The organism is Mesorhizobium sp. WSM4813, assembly GCF_055811555.1.
The window spans coordinates 1-16,834 of the sequence record NZ_JBVVQU010000089.1 but is presented as its reverse complement, the minus strand read 5'-3'; the positions used below and the strand labels follow the sequence as shown (position 1 = coordinate 16,834).

Here is a 16,834-nt window from a genome sequence, read left to right as displayed (position 1 = left end):
CAACTCATGGAGACGACGATGCGCAAACCACGGGACTTTGATGCGGAACTGAAGGCGCTGGAGGACAGGGCGCGCGACCTGAAGACACGCAAGGTGCAGCAGCTTGGCGAACTGGTCATCGCCACTGGCGCCGATGCGCTCAATGCCGAGGAACTGGCGGGTGCGCTAGTAGTGCTGACCGAGACGAAGGACGCCGCAAAGAAGGAGGCATGGGCGAAACGCGGTGCGACATTTTTCCAGAGCCGGTCGCGGCGATCTGCTCCGGCATCTGGGCGCGACGCTGGCGGCGCTGCGACGCACCCGGGCGGCACGCAACCGGCATCAGGCGGCACGGGCGCGGCATGACATGCGCAAATGGCAGGTCGAGCGCCGCAAGCGCACGCGGCACCTGATCGAGCTGGGCGGTCTCGTCGTCAAGGCCGGGATCGTGGAACGATGGGAGGTGGGCGCTGGCGCTGGTTCCCAGGCTTTGTCTGCTTCACAAGCCCCTGCCGGGTCGGCGTCAGGTCAGTCAAGCCCCGAAGCCCGCAGGGATGCGGCGGGCGCAAGCCCGCTGCATGGGTTTGACTGACCTGTCACGGTCCGGCGTCGTGTCTAAAAGCAGACTAGAGTCCGCGGATCTTTTTCAGAATGCTGGCGAGCAATTCCAAAGTTAGCTCAGGCTTTATCGTATCAAATCGAAGTTGCCGAACAACGTAGGCATAGCTCGCCGCTAGCACAGAAAGGTCGTTGCCCCCTGCATCATAGGCCCACTCACGACATGCAAGGGCAAACTTTGGAAAAGGATGATCCTTCTCGTAATCGTCCCGATTTGGCCAAAGCGATAGGCGGGGCACAAGTTTCTCGGACAAGCCGAGGCGTACTCCATCGGGGTGAAAAACTGAGCTCAGTTCCAACATGATAGGATCGAGGCAAGCGGGTCCGGTCCCAACATCACCAAAATCAATGAGAATGGGACGATTATTGCCATCAACCAGCACATTTCCCCCGTGCAGATCCCCATGAATGCAACACTCCCGAACGGTAACTGGTTTCGCCTCAACGTCATTGAGATCGAGACCAAATTTCGCCTGCAATTCCTCGAACGGCTGATCCCAAAGGATGCGACGACGGAAGTCGGCGATCCTTACTTTTTTCATCGCTGATGCGTCTGTCCATATCTTGAGTTTGTCCCTGAGCACGCCAACGACTTCAGCAGCCTCCGCATCATTCTTGGCTAGGAGGTCGAACAGAGACGCTCGGTAACCTTCAGCAAGGCTGTAGAAAATCCCTGCCGATCCACAAGCCCCCTTGTCGACAGTATCAGTCAATGGCGGGAAAAAACCGACTGGCAAGCGCTTGGCGTCGCGATGAAAGGCACCGATCTCCTCGTCGATCTCGGTCTTGGAGCCAAGTTTGGCCGCGGTGGCATGAACGACCTGTCCGCTGGCGTTGTGCATCGTTGCACGCACCACACGGGCACGCGATAGACCCCCGCTGAGGGGCACAATCTCAGCAGATGCTGCCCCCATCCTCCGCGCAGCTACCTGAACGACCCGACGTGCCCCTGCCGAAAACCCAAGTTCCTTGCCGCGAAAATTGAGCGTAATTTCCTCAACCTTGCGGACTTCAGCGGCAACTCGAGCAACTTCTTCGAACATGCGATCGGCATTTTCTTTTTCAAAGTAGTCGAGTGTATTAGTCGGTTTGGTCGATCCCCAGAGATCTACCTTTTCTCCATGTCGCGCGAGGCTCTTGGTGAAATCGTCCATCTCCGATCCGGTCAAAATAAATATTGGAATTCCGGGACAGACCTTGAGTGCTTCATAAAAGACGCTTTGACCATGTTCACGCGCGACTTCGAGATCCTCATCATTCACCGGAATGCTCAAATCGAGAATCAAGAGGTCGTAGAACGCACTGCCAATAGCCTCCAGTGCCGCAGACATACTCCTCCTCAGATGAACCTCGCTAACATTGTCGACATGACCCAGCAGCTCGGTCATCTGCTCGCCGAACGTGCGGTGGTCCTCAACCAGCAGGATCTTCATTGTCTCTAAACCACCGAATTTCGAAATGGGCGCCTTCGCCGTCGTTTTTTAGTTGGATGTCACCTTGCATAGACCGCATAGCTTGATGGGCGAGCGTCAAACCAAATCCGGGATGTCCCAACTTGCTCGTCGCCCCTAGCTTCAAAGCAGCCATAGGGTCACCATGAAAACCTGGACCGGTGTCTTTGATGACAAGGTAGTTGTCGGCTTGAGTGCTTCCCCAATTAATCACCACCTGTGGCGGTTGGGTGGACGAAAATGACCTCACTGCTTCTAGCGCGTTGCGCAATCCATTGGCAACGGCGATGCCGAGTTGGTCCTTATCTGCTGTCACCATCAAGCGCGAAGACCCTGCTTGGCGGATGGCCACATGACCCTCATTCGGTGTGCTATCGACGATATCCGTGATGAAAGCCCCTAGCGCAAATGTCGTAAATTGGGGCGCCGCCGATGCACGCCTCAAGGCCCGGACCGCCCTCAGCAACCCTTGAAGTTGGTCAAGCAACTTTTTGGAGCGCGACTCGCCGTAGGTTTCGCCCACTTCCATCGGAACGACAACGCGAAGCAAACCCACGATGGGTGAGAATTCATGAACAATACTGTCCGCGACCTCCTCGGCGGCCTTAGCGAATATCTGACTTGCATCAAGGCCGGCTAGCAACTCGCCGTCTTCAGTAGGCGTAGTCTCAATCACGGTTTTCTGGCGATCGATCCGCTCGATCGCCGATCGCAATGCGCGCTTTATCCAGACGACATTTTCCTTTGCCGACGCCTCGCTAAGGAACGGACGGTCTTCGACTTTGGCTCTCGTCGAAAAGTAACGCGCTGCCCGCAGTCTGTCCTCAGTCGCATCTGAAAGAAGACCGGCCCGTGCTTCTTCTACGTTCATTAGACACCGTGACTGTCATAAAATGCAGCACGATCCCGGAACGCAGCCATCCCTCCCTCCATGACGCTGGTAATAGCTTCCACAGCGGCGGGATCGTCCAGCGGCTTCGATACTTCGACGCTCCCGTTGCGGCCATCCGACGTCATTTGAACGATTAGCCGCGCCTCACCGAGCACTGGGATATTAGCGTTGTGCGTCGAGACAATTATCTGGGACTCGGGAGATCGAGCCTTAAGAGACTTGATCAACGTGTCCGTAATGAAAGCGTTGTCGATATGATCCTCCGGTTGATCGATGACGAGGATTCGATCATCGTGTTGCAGAACAATCGGAAGGACGACCGTGCAGCGTTGACCTGCGGAAAGTGCGGAGATGTCTTTGTATTCCACACCATCAAGTAGCCGTAGCCCAACGTCATCATCTATCGCGCACGTGACGATGTCGCCAAGCCCTACTTCACGAAGGACACCTATGGCTCGAGCGGCCCGATCTTTGGGCAGGCCGGCAGCTATTGCCAGATCAACGAAGTTTTCGTCCTCTACATATCGCACGAGTTCACGTGGGCTTACACTCTCGGCGATCATTGACGCAAGTTCGTTGTACTTTAACCCGCTACCTCGCAGTGCCTCTGTGATCGCCCGAGTGTAGTCGCCAAACTGGCCAAACTTCTGGACGGTCACACCCACGCGAGGGCCAAGTGTTCCGTTAAGCTTCTCGGCTATCCGCCGACGAGCCTGGTAACGACCATCTCGTATCACTTCAAGTTCGTTCAGGAGCTCGTCACGACGTTTTCGCTGAGCAAAAAGTCGTTGTCGTCGCTCTGCCACAACTTTCTGTACAGCCTCAAGCTGTCCAATCTTGCTCCGAATGCTCGTCACTTGACGGCCTATGGCACCTGCCCCTTCCACAAGCTTGTCAACCTCTCCACGGAGCGTCCGCGCTTCAGTCTCTAGGCCCAGTCGAACCGGCGTCCCCTCATTCAGTTTTGCTGTCACTCTTTGGGCAATCGCCTTGAAGCTCGCACTAGCCGCCTGCACTTGGCCTACAGTTTTCAGATAATCCAGCCTGAGGTCGCCGAGCGGGTCTGGATCACTTCCGTCCCATTCTTCAGGCCCAAAATCACTGCCGACCGCGTCATCCAGCAAGGTGCTCCACTGCTCCACTTGCGTGGCGAACCGCTTCTGCGCATCGCCCCTAACTGCTAGCGCAGTCAAGCGCGTAGTAAGGTCTGAAATACGCGCCTGCTTCTCCGACGTTAACTCGGACGTAGCTTGCATCTCCGTTGACTTGGCTTCCAAGGTTTCAAGTTGGGCCCGGAGACCCGGCAACTCTTCAGTGCCAGAGGCGGTCCTAGCGATTTCTGCCTCGAGGCTCGCCATCTCCTTATAGAGGGAGCGTACTGCGTTCGCGACTTCAGCCTCTTTGGTTTTCATCTCGCCCCTGCCCTTGATGAACCCATCGATAAGACTCAGGCGACCAGCTTCACTCATGCCGACGGTCTCAATCTCCTTCTGTGAGAAAATTATGGGTGAGACGAACGGTTGGGATGCACGTGGCGCGTCATCACTAGCCGACCGCGTAACGACAATATCCTCGAACAGATCGTCGATGGTCACCGTAACCTCGCCACCCTCGAGAATCGAACGCGCGTGTTCCAGCGATTCCACACCAGACTCCGGGGTGTAGTTTCTAGCAGCCAGCGCATATCGAATTAACTCGATAACCGAAGTTTTGCCGGTGCCGCGGGCGCCGATAATCGCGATGAGGCCGCTAGGAAGTCGAAGGTCCAAACCGCTGAGAAAGCCCTCCTCGACTTGAACTCGATTAATATGCACTAGCATTCTCCCCAGCTGCCAAGATGGCCTGATCACAATTGCCTGAGTCAGCGTTTCTGGCTACCCCAAAGGTAGAGGATCGGCCGCGATAAGCACCTACGACAGAAACCACCACAAACCTCTGCGAATCTGCCTGAGTGGCTAACGAGCAATCCTTGACGAGGCAAACGGGCCGACACACCGACACCGATTGAGACATTCTTGGTTGGATCGAGCGGGAAGGCAATCTTGTTGTGGTTTCGAGCAGCCCCAGAGAATGCTTGCGAGCGTTTCCGAACATTTCCGTCCTAGCCCTCGCCGACAGGTATCACGTCGGCGATCGGCGGGCATCTGTGATTGCGCTGCATCGCAGCCGCATCTGCCAACAAAATACATATCATAGTTGATAAACTCAAAGTGTGTAAATTGCCAAATCTGCGCGCATGGATATGCGCAAACTCGTGGGCCGAAACTTCGCCCGCTTGCGTCGGGAGAAGGGCCTGACTCAGGAACAGGTGGAGGCGCGTTCAGGGTTCAGCCAGCAATATCTAAGCGGCCTTGAGCGCGGCCGTCGCAATCCAACGGTCATCACACTCTACGAATTGGCTCAAGCCCTAGATGTCAGCCATGTACAACTTGTCGAACCCGACGGCGAGCATACTTAGATGTTTCATTGGTAGGTCGATGCGCCTCATTTGTGAGGCGCTCCTGCAAGAAACCGGTCGGGCGCACAGGCATCTGGCACCCATTGTCAGCTCTACCTGCCCAGAAGCGTTGGAAGTAGATTGTCGCTTCTCCATTGCGATACACGTTTCGGCTCCGGCTGGCGTGGCCTGACGGCGCGCCATCGTGCAGTGACAAGCGGGGGCAAGCCGCCGCAACGTTCAATCTCCGCCAGTCCGGCCTCTGTTAATTCCACACGCTGCCCCTCAGCCCAGCGAGCAGCCCGCGCGTGCTTCATTTGCTGTTGCCATCCATCTCGCCAGAAGCGCGTCGTCGCCATCAGGCCCTTGCTGCCGCTGCAGAACGAAAAAGGATCATCAGGCGACTGGTGCCAACCAAAACGCTGCGCGAGCAGCGGATCGAATATCAACGCCTCGGGGCGCTCGCCAACGGAAGATATGCGCAGGTTGCGCACTCCAGCCGGCACGTCCTCGGCCTCGATGTCCACCATCGTTCGGCCACAGCCCCAATAGGCCCTTGGTAGCGCCGCGATGGCACTCTCGACATCCTCAGCGTCGATTTTCAGCATGCTGTGGGCGACCAGCATTTCCTCGCTGTAGAGCGAGCTTGACTTGAATATCACGAGGCGCGCCCATTCGCCGACGACATGGTGCGGGGGTGAGTGTCGCTTCATGTCCCCCGCATCGAGCCAGTCCTCGGCCTCTGATCGCCAATGATCTTCCGGCAGAACTGGCCAGATGATGTCGAGGGGGCGTGCCGAACCGACGCTGTGCGGCGGAAGAACGGGACCTCCGGTGAGCCGATGGAGGAGGATATCCACTTCGAACTTCGAGAGCCTCGATGCCCGCCAGAGCTCGCCGACGATCGTGTGCAGAGCCCGCAAACAGATCCCGATGTGTGGACGCACGAAGGGAAGGAGCAACCCCAACGGGGTGAGGTTGTTCTGAAGCTGCTCTGTCGCCTTCGCACCATATTTGGCCACACCGCCCCAGCTGCCTACCAACTGCGCGACGCGGCGTCGGATATTGGATGTCGGCAAGCCCGAGTACTGTGAAAGGCCTTCCACCCATTGCTCGAAGCCTTCGGTCCAGGCCACGGGGTCGTCAATCACCGGTCCGAGCGATTCCTCGTCGCGAAGCGAGCGGCCCGCGGTGTTATCCATTGGAGGAAGCTCAAGGACGTATATGGACGGGAGGTCAGTTTCCGGCATGCGCGCTTCGCCGCCCCACACATCGCTCAATATTTCGCCGAGCGCCGCGACGCACGCATCCTCATGCCCGGCGAGGCGATCCATATCATCCCGGAACGCCGCAGCGACGACGTCATTGTCCCGGGCTTCGAACAGGAGACGCGCGCCGAGCACGACCTCGGGTCCTTCGCCTTCAATCAAAACGCGGCAGGCGCGGCAGAAAGGGTCGATCGAGCCCGCCCGGATCAGCCCGAGGAGGCCGTCCGCGGCTTGCTTGCGCGGGTCCGACACTCCGAAGTTCACTGCCTCCATGAACAGGCGGATGAGTAGGTCGATGTCGTCGTGCGCTGTGCCGCTCACGCGCGGTACGGCCGGGACCTTCTGATAGTCGCGATAGCCTTCAATCTGTTCCGCCAGCCGGTCCCAGAGACCCGGCCAGTTGATGTCGCGATACAGCAGCGGAAAAATTTCCTCGATGCCCCAGAGCGCAGAACCCGTCCCGGAGCCGCCGGCGGCGAGATCGCGGATGAAATCATCGCGGGCGTTCTTGTGCGCGTCGCCAGCCCCGAGGAGGTGGCGCGCCTTGTGATACTCGAGCAAACCTCTATCGGCCCATCCGCCCCAGCCTTGACGCTCTCGTTTGCCGACGAAAAGAAGGGCCTCGGCATATTCGCGCCGGCCGGCGGCGATCGCGACCTGCGCCACCGCCTCTTTTACTGGCCTGTCCTGCACGAGTTGGGTGTTGCGCGCGGCGAACGCCTCGACTTCGCTCCACGCCTCTCCGGCGATGATCCGTCCGATCCGCTTTCCGAGCGTACCGTTCACGAAGTCACCGTAGTGCACGCTCGTTTGAGCCTCGCGGCGCTCGCGCTCGCTGAACACGGCGCGCTCTACATCTTCCAGCGTTTCCAACAGGAAATAGTCGGGCAGCGCGCCCTCGTCATATACGGGCTCGGCATTCCATCTTTCGACCGCCGCCGAGACAAGTGCAGAAGTTGTCCCGCGACCAGCGAGCGCGTCGCGAAATATGCGAAGGAGGTTCGGCCGCTTTGACGGCTTGGCATCGCGTTCGAGGCCGGCGACGACGATACGCTCGATTTCGGGGAGCGTTTCCCTAGGCGTCGCGGCGACGAGGTCGCGAAGGAATTCGCCTATGCGCGTCACGCTGTTGTAGACCTCGCCATAGTAAGGAAGGCTGAGTGCGGCCCAAGTGATCGCGAGTGGGACCGCAAGGTCTGGCCGCCTTCGCACCATTCCCCTCGCTACCGCGTCGACGAGTGCGTCCCAGTGCCAGGTTCCCGAGGCCTTCGCCCAGTCGAAGGCATCCCAGGCCTCTGCTACGCCGCCGGCGATCGCCTCCACCAGCACGGCCTTCGAGATGCGCCAAGCTTGGTCGTGCGCATCGCTGTCGTCCACACCTGCGACGAGCCGGAGCATCGCGAAGGCCCGCTCCGCCGCTCGGCTCGGATCCACCCGGTTCGCGGCGACCAAGAGATCCGCCCAGAGATGATATTGCCCATCCTTCTTCGCCGCGAGGTGGACACCAAGTGACATTTTCCGCATCTCGTGCAGCATTTCGCGGGCGCGGGCATGGAAGCCGATCTTTCCGAAAGCGATGGCCAGTTCCGAAAGCTGGTCGATCGCCTCGTGCGGCGAACGGGAACCGTCGACTTCGCGGCGCGCGCCTTCGAGCCGTGCGACCGCCGAGGCCGCGTCACCGTTGAAGTCAAACATAGTCTCAGAGAACTGGCGGAGGATCGGAAGGGATCCGCGGAAGGCGCAGACGGGCAGCTGCAAACTTGCCCCGAAATCGGTCGCGAACGTGAGCGCCGTATCCGGCACCAGCCGCACGATTTCACAGATTGCGCCGAACAGAGGCTCGTCGGCATGCCTGGCACGATATCCGAGAAGGGCATCGTCCTGCCGGCCAGGGACTGCTCCTGCAAGAAATTCGAGTGACGCCTTGATTTGCCTCGATATCACCGTCAGCTGGAGCGAACGCTCCGTTTTCAGAGCGCCGATCATCGTACCCAATCGGAGGGCCTGATTTTGTATGCCGCGGAAGAGGAACTCGTTGGGCATATCGGGTTGGGGCAGCGCCTTACCGAGCTGTGCCGCAATCGCGCAATACTGAATGAGATACCGGACGGCATCTTCGACTTCCCCCGAGCGGTGCTCGAGATTGCAGAGGTTAGGAACTTGGGCCTTCGCGAACAAGCGAGCCGCGAGCTCCGGAACTCCGCTCGCAAGGGCAAGGCGGGCCGCATGGACGTGCCACGAGCCGTGCAGCGCTTCGGCATCGCAGCAGGCCTCGTAGTCACCGAGGCAAATTTTCGCTTCCTCGCTGTGCGAGGCCACAAGCCTTGCTTCGGCGCATTCTAAATGCAACGTGGCGCGCCTGTTGGCCTCGATCTCGTGTTGGGCGGCTACCTCCTCCACCTGGCGGCTCGGATCGCGGCGAAGGATGGAGCGCGCTAGCGCGAAACGCAGCTTCCCCTGATAGTCTCGGGGTGTTTCGCCGGAAAACGAGTCCTTATCATCGGCGCCCTTGCCGTCGGGTTTGCGAATACGGCGCTCGATCTGCTCGTCATCAAGCAGGACCACAGCATAATCGGCCCAGGTTTCGAGCGACCTTTCGCTCGCCGACCTATAGCCCCCATCAAACCATTCCCATGGATTCTCGTCGTCGAATATCGCCCGCGCGCGGTCGGGCTGGCCATCGTCGAGGAGGGCTTTGATGACGAGCCATTCGTCCCCGGCGCTATGATCGGAGTCGAGCTGCGCCTCTGCAACGTCAAGATCGCCGGCGGCAATCTGAGCGGCGACGAGATGCTCCGACATGGTGAGAGCGTCTTGCCGCCGCCAAACCTCATCCTTTGCCAGCATCAGGTCGAAGAGCCGTTCGGGCGACTGGTCCGGGCTGAGGCAGGCGAAGGCGTCCCGGATATCGTTGCCGACCTCATAGCTTCGCCGGCCATCGATGAACTGTTCGATGAAATATTTGCGGCTGGCGATCGCCGCCGCTTCCGCTTGGTCGCCGGCCAGGAAGCGATATCGAAACTCGAGCCAGCGCTGAGCGCTCGCGCTGGGGGCTGACTTGGCCAGCTCCGCGAGGCGGCGGTAGAGAGCGGTGTCGCGGAAATCGGGATCGGGCCGCCCATAGAGTTCAATCGTCTGCTGCCGGAGAAACAGCCGAAAGCTGTTGTGGAAGATCTGCCACCCACGGCCCGAATGATCTATTAGATGGTGCGTGATCTTATAGGCTTGGTTCACCGCCTCTCGCGAGAGGCACTGCGCGAGCAGTTCGGGCTCGATACGGCCTTCGGCAAAGCTTAGCGTGAACAGGACCTTCGAAACCTCGCCGTCCGCCTCCTCCGCCTCGCGCCATGCGGCGCGGTAGACCTTCTCGAGATCGCCATCATACTCGAAGCCGCCACCGAGGAGCGCTGCTCGTTCCTCGGTGCCAGCGCTCAGCAGCTTTCCAAGTAAATACTGGGTCACGAGCGGATGGCCGAGGCTCACCGAAAAGACGTCAGCGGAGTGTACCGCACCCGCCAAACCCACCGAGGCGACCATGTCGTCGACGGCCGCAACAGTCAGCGGGGCGATTTCGATCTTTCGGCCGCCGAGAGATGCTTGGTCCCTCACCTCGCGCGGAATGTCGGCCAAATCGATGCGTTGGCTTCCGAGGATGAAGACGATTCCCGCCGGCACGCTTTGCGGAATTGGGAGCGCACGAAGGAAGCTCGCGTCCGGCTTTTCTTCGCGCGGGACATGATCGAGCCCGTCCACCACGATAAGCGTCAGTTGCCCATCTGCCGCATAGCGTTTGGCTGCCTGCTCCAGCAGCTTTGCAAACGTCTCTCGCCGCTGCTCGGGCGTGTCGTCCTTGGCGCGGCTCGAATGCAAGCCTGAGGCGATGAGTTGGCTGTTAAGGTCAGCGAGGAAGTGCGCGGCCTCGCCACGCCCCTGCTGCTGGGCTGCTCCAGGGACATAGGCAAGGTAGCGGACGACGTTTCGGCCCGGACGGGATCGCACGAATCGCTCCAGCAGTGTCGATTTCCCAGCGCCCGGAGGCCCCAGAAGGCATAAATAGCCCGATGAGTACGACGCCAGCGCGCTTTCGAGTTCGGCCTCGCTCCTTTCGTTGCTCTGGACATGAGCACCGAGGGGAAAGCGATGTTCGAAACGCTGCTGGAAACGGTCAGGCCAGCCCAACTCGTCGAGCAATTCGCGCCACGACCATCGGGTCTTGCCGTCATTGCGCCCCACAAGGTCGCCGAGCGTGTGCGCCAGTTCCACGATTTGCTCGCGGGCGGCGGCATCGAGCTCCAAATTGAGATCGACGGCGGGAGGGGCGCCAAGGATGATTTCAAGCCGTGCAAAGAAACGCTCGAAATCAGTCTCAGAGAGACCTGACGCCTTAAACAGCTCGTCGATGATCGGCTGCCAGATTCCGGCGCGCCAGCTGGCCAGTGACCGGTCCGGATGCTGCGTTTTTTCCTGGAAGAAGTCCGCTGAATCTCGTCCCTTTACACCGAACTGACCTTTGTCGTTGATCGATGCGAAGTGCGAGGTGACGTATCGTACTCTGGTGAACTTCCCAGGAAATTCAGCTTCCAGCATCGTGAAGGAAGCCGCGCAATCGGCGATGACATTCTCTGCGCCGAGGAGCAGACCGCGGACTCCGACAGGCTTAGGCTTGGTGGAGGATTTATACTGATGCCCGACAACCTGCCCCGCGATCCCGATTACCAGATCGTCGAACATTCCGGCTTGATCGTCTGCGAGGGCGACGAAGGACAAAGTGCCTTCCAATATCGCTTGGTAGGCCAACACGGCGGACGCTCGGTCCTGATATCTCAGGCCTTTCCGCGCCGTTCGCTCGCCGAATCCTGGTGACTTATTTTCCATGCTCGTTGAGTACGTCTTGTTCCGAAAGTTTGGATCAAATTAGTGCGGTAAAATGTTGAACGGGGCCCCCTCTGAGGGGAGGCTCAGTGAGAGATTGCGCGACTCCCTCTTGACGATCAAGGTGCATCTCCGGACGGCTGCGCGTACCGTAACGTAAGCGGTAGACTGTGGACCTACTGTTAGCCCTTTTTGCCATGCGGAAGTTTCACAATTTGGTTCTGCGGTGCAGGAACGTCGAGTTTGGAAATGCGGACAAAAAGGTCGGCGCGAAGTAGACTGATGCTTCCGCCCGCTTCAACCGCCGGGTCCGTTCTTCCGCCTCGCCTTTGCCGCACCGAGGGGTAGGCTGCTTCTGGGAAGCGAATCATCGCTCGATCACGGATTGGCCTGAGGAAGCCAAAATAATGAACGACATGGCGTCTCAGATCGCGGCCCCGCCCGCCATTGACCTCGCGGCGGAGACCCCGGGGCGCCGCGCGCTCGCCGGCTTTCTCGTTCAGATATTGAGGAGCGTTCAGCTCGGTCTGGAGATGAGCATCACGCTGTCGCCTATGGACACGGATGCCCAGATGACTCTGCATCTCGAACCCGTCGACGGCGGCGACCATCAGCTCCTGGGCGCACCGCGCGACATTGTCGAACAGGTAAAGATGCGCACCGAACGGGGCAAATGGTCTAGCGGCGAGGTCGCTTCCAAGGTCTTTGCCGATCTGCTGCGCGCGGTTCGCCTCGGCGCCGACCAGACGTTTCGCTTCGTCACGAACAACGGGAGTGGCCTTGCCGCGCTTCAGGGCTATATTGCATCGCGTGGGCAGCTTACGGGCAAGCCACATCGGTGGGGCGGCCAGCGCCTCACGACCGCCGAGTTTGAACAACGCCTCGCGAAATCCGCTGGCCTGAACCAGGTGACGGCCGAGCTGCGTCATCTGCTGGATCGACTTGAAATCCGCGTTTTCGATCCAGCGGCGGTACAGGACGAGATCGACGAGGCGCTCGCGCCGCTCATCGAGCCTGGTGAGCACGCAAGCGACAAGCGCCTCCAGTTGCTTGGGCATTTGATGATGCTTGCAACGAACGGAGCAAAGCTCTCGCCCCAAGAGCTGCTCGCCCTGGTCAGTCCGCGGGCACATCGCCTGCTTTCCCACATTCAGTCCCTGCCGACTCTGCTTGCCCGTCATCTGGAAGAGGATGCTCGCCTCATCGGCTGCCGTCGGCAACAACAGGTGCGTCGGGCCTTGCCAGAGATCGAGGCTGATCTCGCCGTTCTTTCTGGAGAGTCCGGACAAGGCAAGACATGGTCACTGGCGCAGCTTGCTTTCGAGCAGATCGATCGCGGAGAGCTCGCGATCCTCATGCGCGCGCCCGCAACAGTCGAGAACGTTCTCGACTTTGTCAGCGAGCGGATATGGCAACCGGCACATCCGGAACCCGCGAGCATTGCGGTCATGGCCGCAACTTTGCGTGAAGCGCTCCGCCGCTCCGACGGGACCTGGCTAACCCTCTATATCGATGATGTGCAGGACCGGAACTTCGCCGAGCGGCTCGCGCGATTGAGATGGCACGAATATGGCGTGCGCATTGTCGTCTCGGCGCAACCGCGCATCATGGAGGCGCTTCGCTTGGTTCGCCAGGAATTGCAGATCATCGAGATCGGCAATTTCCGTAGCACGGAACTCCGCCGGTTCCTGACGCTGAACGAGCGTGCCATGTCGCTGGAAACGATGCCCGACGATGTTTTCGAGCTGCTCCTCAAGCCCGTACACGCCAGTATCTTCGTTCAACTGCCCAAGTCCGATGCCTGGTCAAGTGTGTCCGAGTATCAGCTCTTCAACACCTATTGGGACCATGCATGCCTGATTGCCCGCGAGCAATCCGATCATCCCAGCGACCATCATTGCCTGAGATCGCTCGCCGCCCAACTGCTGACGGGACAAAGTCACTATCCCTGGCGCGTTGTCGACTTGCGGACTGCGGGGCTCGACGATCCAGCGATCCTGCGGCTGGAGCAGGTCGGACTATTGCGTCGGCCGGATCGCGACCGCTTCGCTTTCACCGTCGACCGTATGCTGAACTGGGCGGTTGCGGAAGCGTTAGTCGACACCATACTGGAGGATGGATCGCCTCACACGGAAGTCGAAGCCCGTCTTGCCGCGGTTGACACCTTGCAAACGAAGAGCGGCGAGGCGATTGGCTTCCGTTTGGGCTACGTCTATTTCGACGCGCTGTGGCTGCTCGCGGCTGAGAGCAAGGCTGAATTCGTTGCAAAGCTGATCCGTGAGCATGTCGAGCGGCTTTCGCCGGAACTGCAGGGGAAGGGTTTGTGGACAGACGGCTTCGGCAGCCTAGGCCCGCGCATCCTCCCCGCCCTTGAACATCTCGCCGCCGAAAACCTCGATGAGGAGCGTGACGGAGAAATCCTGAGGAACCTTCCGCTGGCCCTGGCCGCCGTTGCGGTCGCGGATGCAGGGCCTGTCGAGGAACTGACCGAGCGTCTGATCACTTCGAAAGTCGAGCATCAGGTCGACATTGGACTTCGCACGGCCCACATGGTGTCCGCAGCCGCGGCGCTTGACACTATCTGGAGTGAACACCTCGCGCGCATGGCCGCCTATGAACTGGCCAGCAAGGCTTCTGACGTCGAGGCGAAATCGGTCGCGATTTACCGCCGTGGTTTGAGTTCCGATGCGTTGCGGCCGGCTATTGCGTCAGCCCCGGAGTGGCTCGAAAAGAAGCTGGCCGTCGAAACGGATGCGACTGCTCTCGATCAACTGCTCTGGCGGCTCAAAGACGAAAAGTCCGTCGACGGCGATACGGCGGTAGCGATCTGGAGCAGGTGTCGCGATCGGTTGGTAGCCCTGATGCCGGCGTCGAGCACTGGGCTCATAGAGGCAATCGGCCATTTCCGAGAGACGGCCTTGAGCACGGTGCTCGATGCGGCCGCTGCCGATACACAGGCGTTGATGCCCCAGCGTGTTTTGCGAAGTCGCGCCCGGCTTGCCCCACAAGATGCCATGCGGCAGCTGGCCGAAGGTAACGACCAATACTGCTGGCAAGCTTCAAACTGGTGGTTCGACCAACTGGCGGCGGCCGATCCGGAAGGCCTCGCCGCTGCAATCCGCCTGCGTGCGTATCGAAGCGATGATCCATTGAGCGAGCTCATCTTCTACTATCGTAACCGGCCCGAGGCGATGGATGCGGCGACGCTCGACGAGGTACTCGACGCCTTTGCCGAAAAGCTTCGCGCCTTCAACGAGACAGGAAATCCCTCCCGGGAAGAGGGGCGTTTGCATCACCCGCTGGATTTCCTGCCCCGCCTTAGCGAACCGTGGCAGTTCGACAAACTGAGAGGTCGTGCGGGTACGGCGCTCGAGGCCGAATTGCTGGTGTTCGCTGCAAAGCGTCGCGGGCGCATCGATATGACGCGCGACGTAACGGGCGGCCATTGCGAGCGCATTCTCGCAATGATCGCCGGAAGCAGATTCGATGACCTGGTGGTCGCCGAGCTGGAAAGGTCCAATAATTTCGGTCGCCAGGATGGCTACATCGCCGCGCGCTGGTCTGATGACCACACGGTCAAGACGTCGCTGTCGGCAGCGCCGGGCGATCCTGACCCTCAATCCGTTGGCCAACTCCTGCGCATGGAAGCGCTCGCCGTCCACAGTTGCGACGCCCACATCGAACGCATGATCCGAGCTGGCACCCCAGTGTACCTGAACGCCTCGGAAATCCGCTCGTCAAACGGCCGGGACACCTCGGCGCTCCGCGCTCGTATCATGGACCTTCTCGCTGCTGGCGATGCGCAGTCTCTCGACACCTCCGCGGCTCTGACGGGCTTCCTCGGTGCAGTGGAGGACGCGGTCCCCTTGGTCGCGATCTTCCTGCGACCGGCGACTTCTCAGCAGGTCAGGCTGAAGATTCTGGCCTCGTTTCGCGCGCTGGGCTTCTACACGCCCGAACTGCTCCCGCTGGCGCGGCAGATGATTGCCGGGCAGATCCATCAGGAGGCTCAGTTCGTCGCATCCTACCTCGCCAAGGACGGCGATGACGAAGCCCGACGCGCAGTCATCGATTGGCTCTCGCAGCAGGACATAGGAAGCTCATCATGGTCGCGTCAAAGTTACCTGGGCGCGCTCATCGACCATCCCGACGGCAAAGCAGCGGTCGTCGACTTCCTTCTGCGCTCGCGGCTGAATGGACACCTGATTGTCGACGGAGGACTGTTGCGCCTGCTCGCCGAGGCAGGCGACGGTCGCGCTCGAGACGATCTGCTGCGCGCCGCCTACCGCTACTCGGGTTTTGATCGCGGGAACGCGATCGCGGCCATTCGCTATTTGCGGAACGAGGATCCGGAGGAAGCCTATTTCGCCGCGCAGCGCTTGCTCACTCGCCACAGCGTACCAGCTGCGTCCGATCTGATGCTTGAGATAGACCCGGATCGCGCCGGCCAGGAACTTCTGGGCCGCTACCGAGATGCAAAGCCGTCCCTTCGCCTGGAGTTCGAGCGGCGTCTTCGTGTGCATCTGGGGGGCGATAGGCTGGCAGCGCTGCTCGCCCCGCTGGCGAGCTCGCAGCGCTCAAAGGACCAAGTCTTGGCGGCTCAAGTAGCCGCGGTCATCCCTTCAGCTGTGATGGTACCTTGGCTTGACCAGCTCGCAGCCGAAACTCTGCCGGCCGTAAGCGATGCCGCTCGCGTGGCGCTCCGTCAACGTCGCCTTGAAACTGCTGCGTTATTGCATCGCGATCGGCTGCTCGATTCGCCGAAGCCTGTCCAATGGGCTCGTTTGGTAAAAATCATGGAAATCGTCGATCCTTATTATCTCTGGGCGCGCAACGATCCGGTCAGCCTCAAGGACGTCCTTGAGGCGCTCCCGTATGAGTTTGTCGTCGAGGCTCGCCAGCTCCGTACGCGACTTCTCAAAGACCGGGAGAACGCAGCCTCCAGAGCGGACAAGGATCGTTGACGCGCCGCGCCCGCCGTCGTTCGATCCGAGAAAGGACTGCACCGGCCTCTTCAAAACCTCCGCGACCACGGCAGCGGCCACGTCCTGGAACGCCTTCCAACGGATGGGCTGAGCTTCTCGCCGCAATTGGCCGCCTAAATGGCTACTTGCTTCGCCTTTTGCGCTTCGACGCGGATCGGCAGCTCTCGGCCCGATAGCCGTCATTTCGAAGTTCCGTCAGATTGGCCACTTTTGGACTTTTGGCGCAAAGCAAGACATCCACCGGCCTCGAAACGCAAAAACCGCCCCGGTTAGACCGGGACGGTTAGGGTATTATGACAGAAGTGGTTGCGGGGACAGGATTTGAACCTGTG

General features: G+C 60.0%; 7 protein-coding genes and 1 pseudogene. 4 read left to right on the top strand and 4 right to left on the bottom strand.

Annotation, left to right across the window (positions count from 1 at the left end; genetic code table 11):
• The first annotated feature begins 18 nt into the window (after positions 1-18).
• Both AC0L25_RS30645 and AC0L25_RS30640 read left to right on the top strand, forming a co-directional pair.
• Positions 19-345: a conjugal transfer protein TraD gene (locus tag AC0L25_RS30645; RefSeq protein ID WP_473598893.1), complete on the top strand. Its 327-nt coding sequence runs from the start codon at positions 19-21 to the stop codon at positions 343-345.
• Between the two features lies 1 nt (position 346).
• Positions 347-433, top strand: a pseudogene (locus AC0L25_RS30640) (conjugal transfer protein TraD); the annotation flags it as partial.
• 172 nt (positions 434-605) lie between these two features.
• Here AC0L25_RS30640 and AC0L25_RS30635 read toward each other — a convergent pair.
• Genes AC0L25_RS30635 through AC0L25_RS30625 form a run of 3 tightly spaced genes read right to left on the bottom strand, consistent with a single transcriptional unit; the run spans position 606 to position 4,760 of the window.
• A complete protein-coding gene (locus AC0L25_RS30635) occupies positions 606-2,030 on the bottom strand; it encodes a phosphotransferase (protein WP_473598892.1) in 1,425 nt (474 codons plus the stop codon).
• Positions 2,011-2,919, bottom strand: a complete 909-nt coding sequence (locus AC0L25_RS30630) for an ATP-binding protein (RefSeq protein ID WP_473598891.1) — start codon at positions 2,917-2,919, stop codon at positions 2,011-2,013. Before AC0L25_RS30630 ends, AC0L25_RS30635 begins: the two co-directional genes overlap by 20 nt.
• Positions 2,919-4,760 (bottom strand): AAA family ATPase, encoded by a 1,842-nt coding sequence (locus AC0L25_RS30625; protein WP_473598890.1) that lies wholly within the window; start codon positions 4,758-4,760, stop codon positions 2,919-2,921. Before AC0L25_RS30625 ends, AC0L25_RS30630 begins: the two co-directional genes overlap by 1 nt.
• 416 nt (positions 4,761-5,176) lie before the next feature.
• Here AC0L25_RS30625 and AC0L25_RS30620 point away from each other — a divergent pair, with 416 nt between their 5' ends.
• On the top strand, positions 5,177-5,398 hold the full coding sequence (locus AC0L25_RS30620; protein WP_473598889.1) for a helix-turn-helix domain-containing protein: 222 nt from the start codon (positions 5,177-5,179) through the stop codon (positions 5,396-5,398).
• Positions 5,399-5,490: 92 nt separating this feature from the next.
• On the opposite strand, the gene AC0L25_RS30615 is transcribed toward AC0L25_RS30620, so the two are convergent.
• The gene (locus tag AC0L25_RS30615) at positions 5,491-11,412 is read right to left on the bottom strand and encodes an AAA family ATPase (RefSeq protein ID WP_473598888.1); all 5,922 of its coding nucleotides are present in this window, start codon (positions 11,410-11,412) and stop codon (positions 5,491-5,493) included.
• A gap of 512 nt (positions 11,413-11,924) precedes the next feature.
• Between AC0L25_RS30615 and AC0L25_RS30610 the strand changes: the two genes are divergently transcribed.
• Complete coding sequence (locus AC0L25_RS30610) at positions 11,925-16,481, top strand: hypothetical protein (RefSeq protein ID WP_473598887.1); 4,557 nt, start codon at positions 11,925-11,927, stop codon at positions 16,479-16,481.
• Positions 16,482-16,834: the final 353 nt, after the last annotated feature.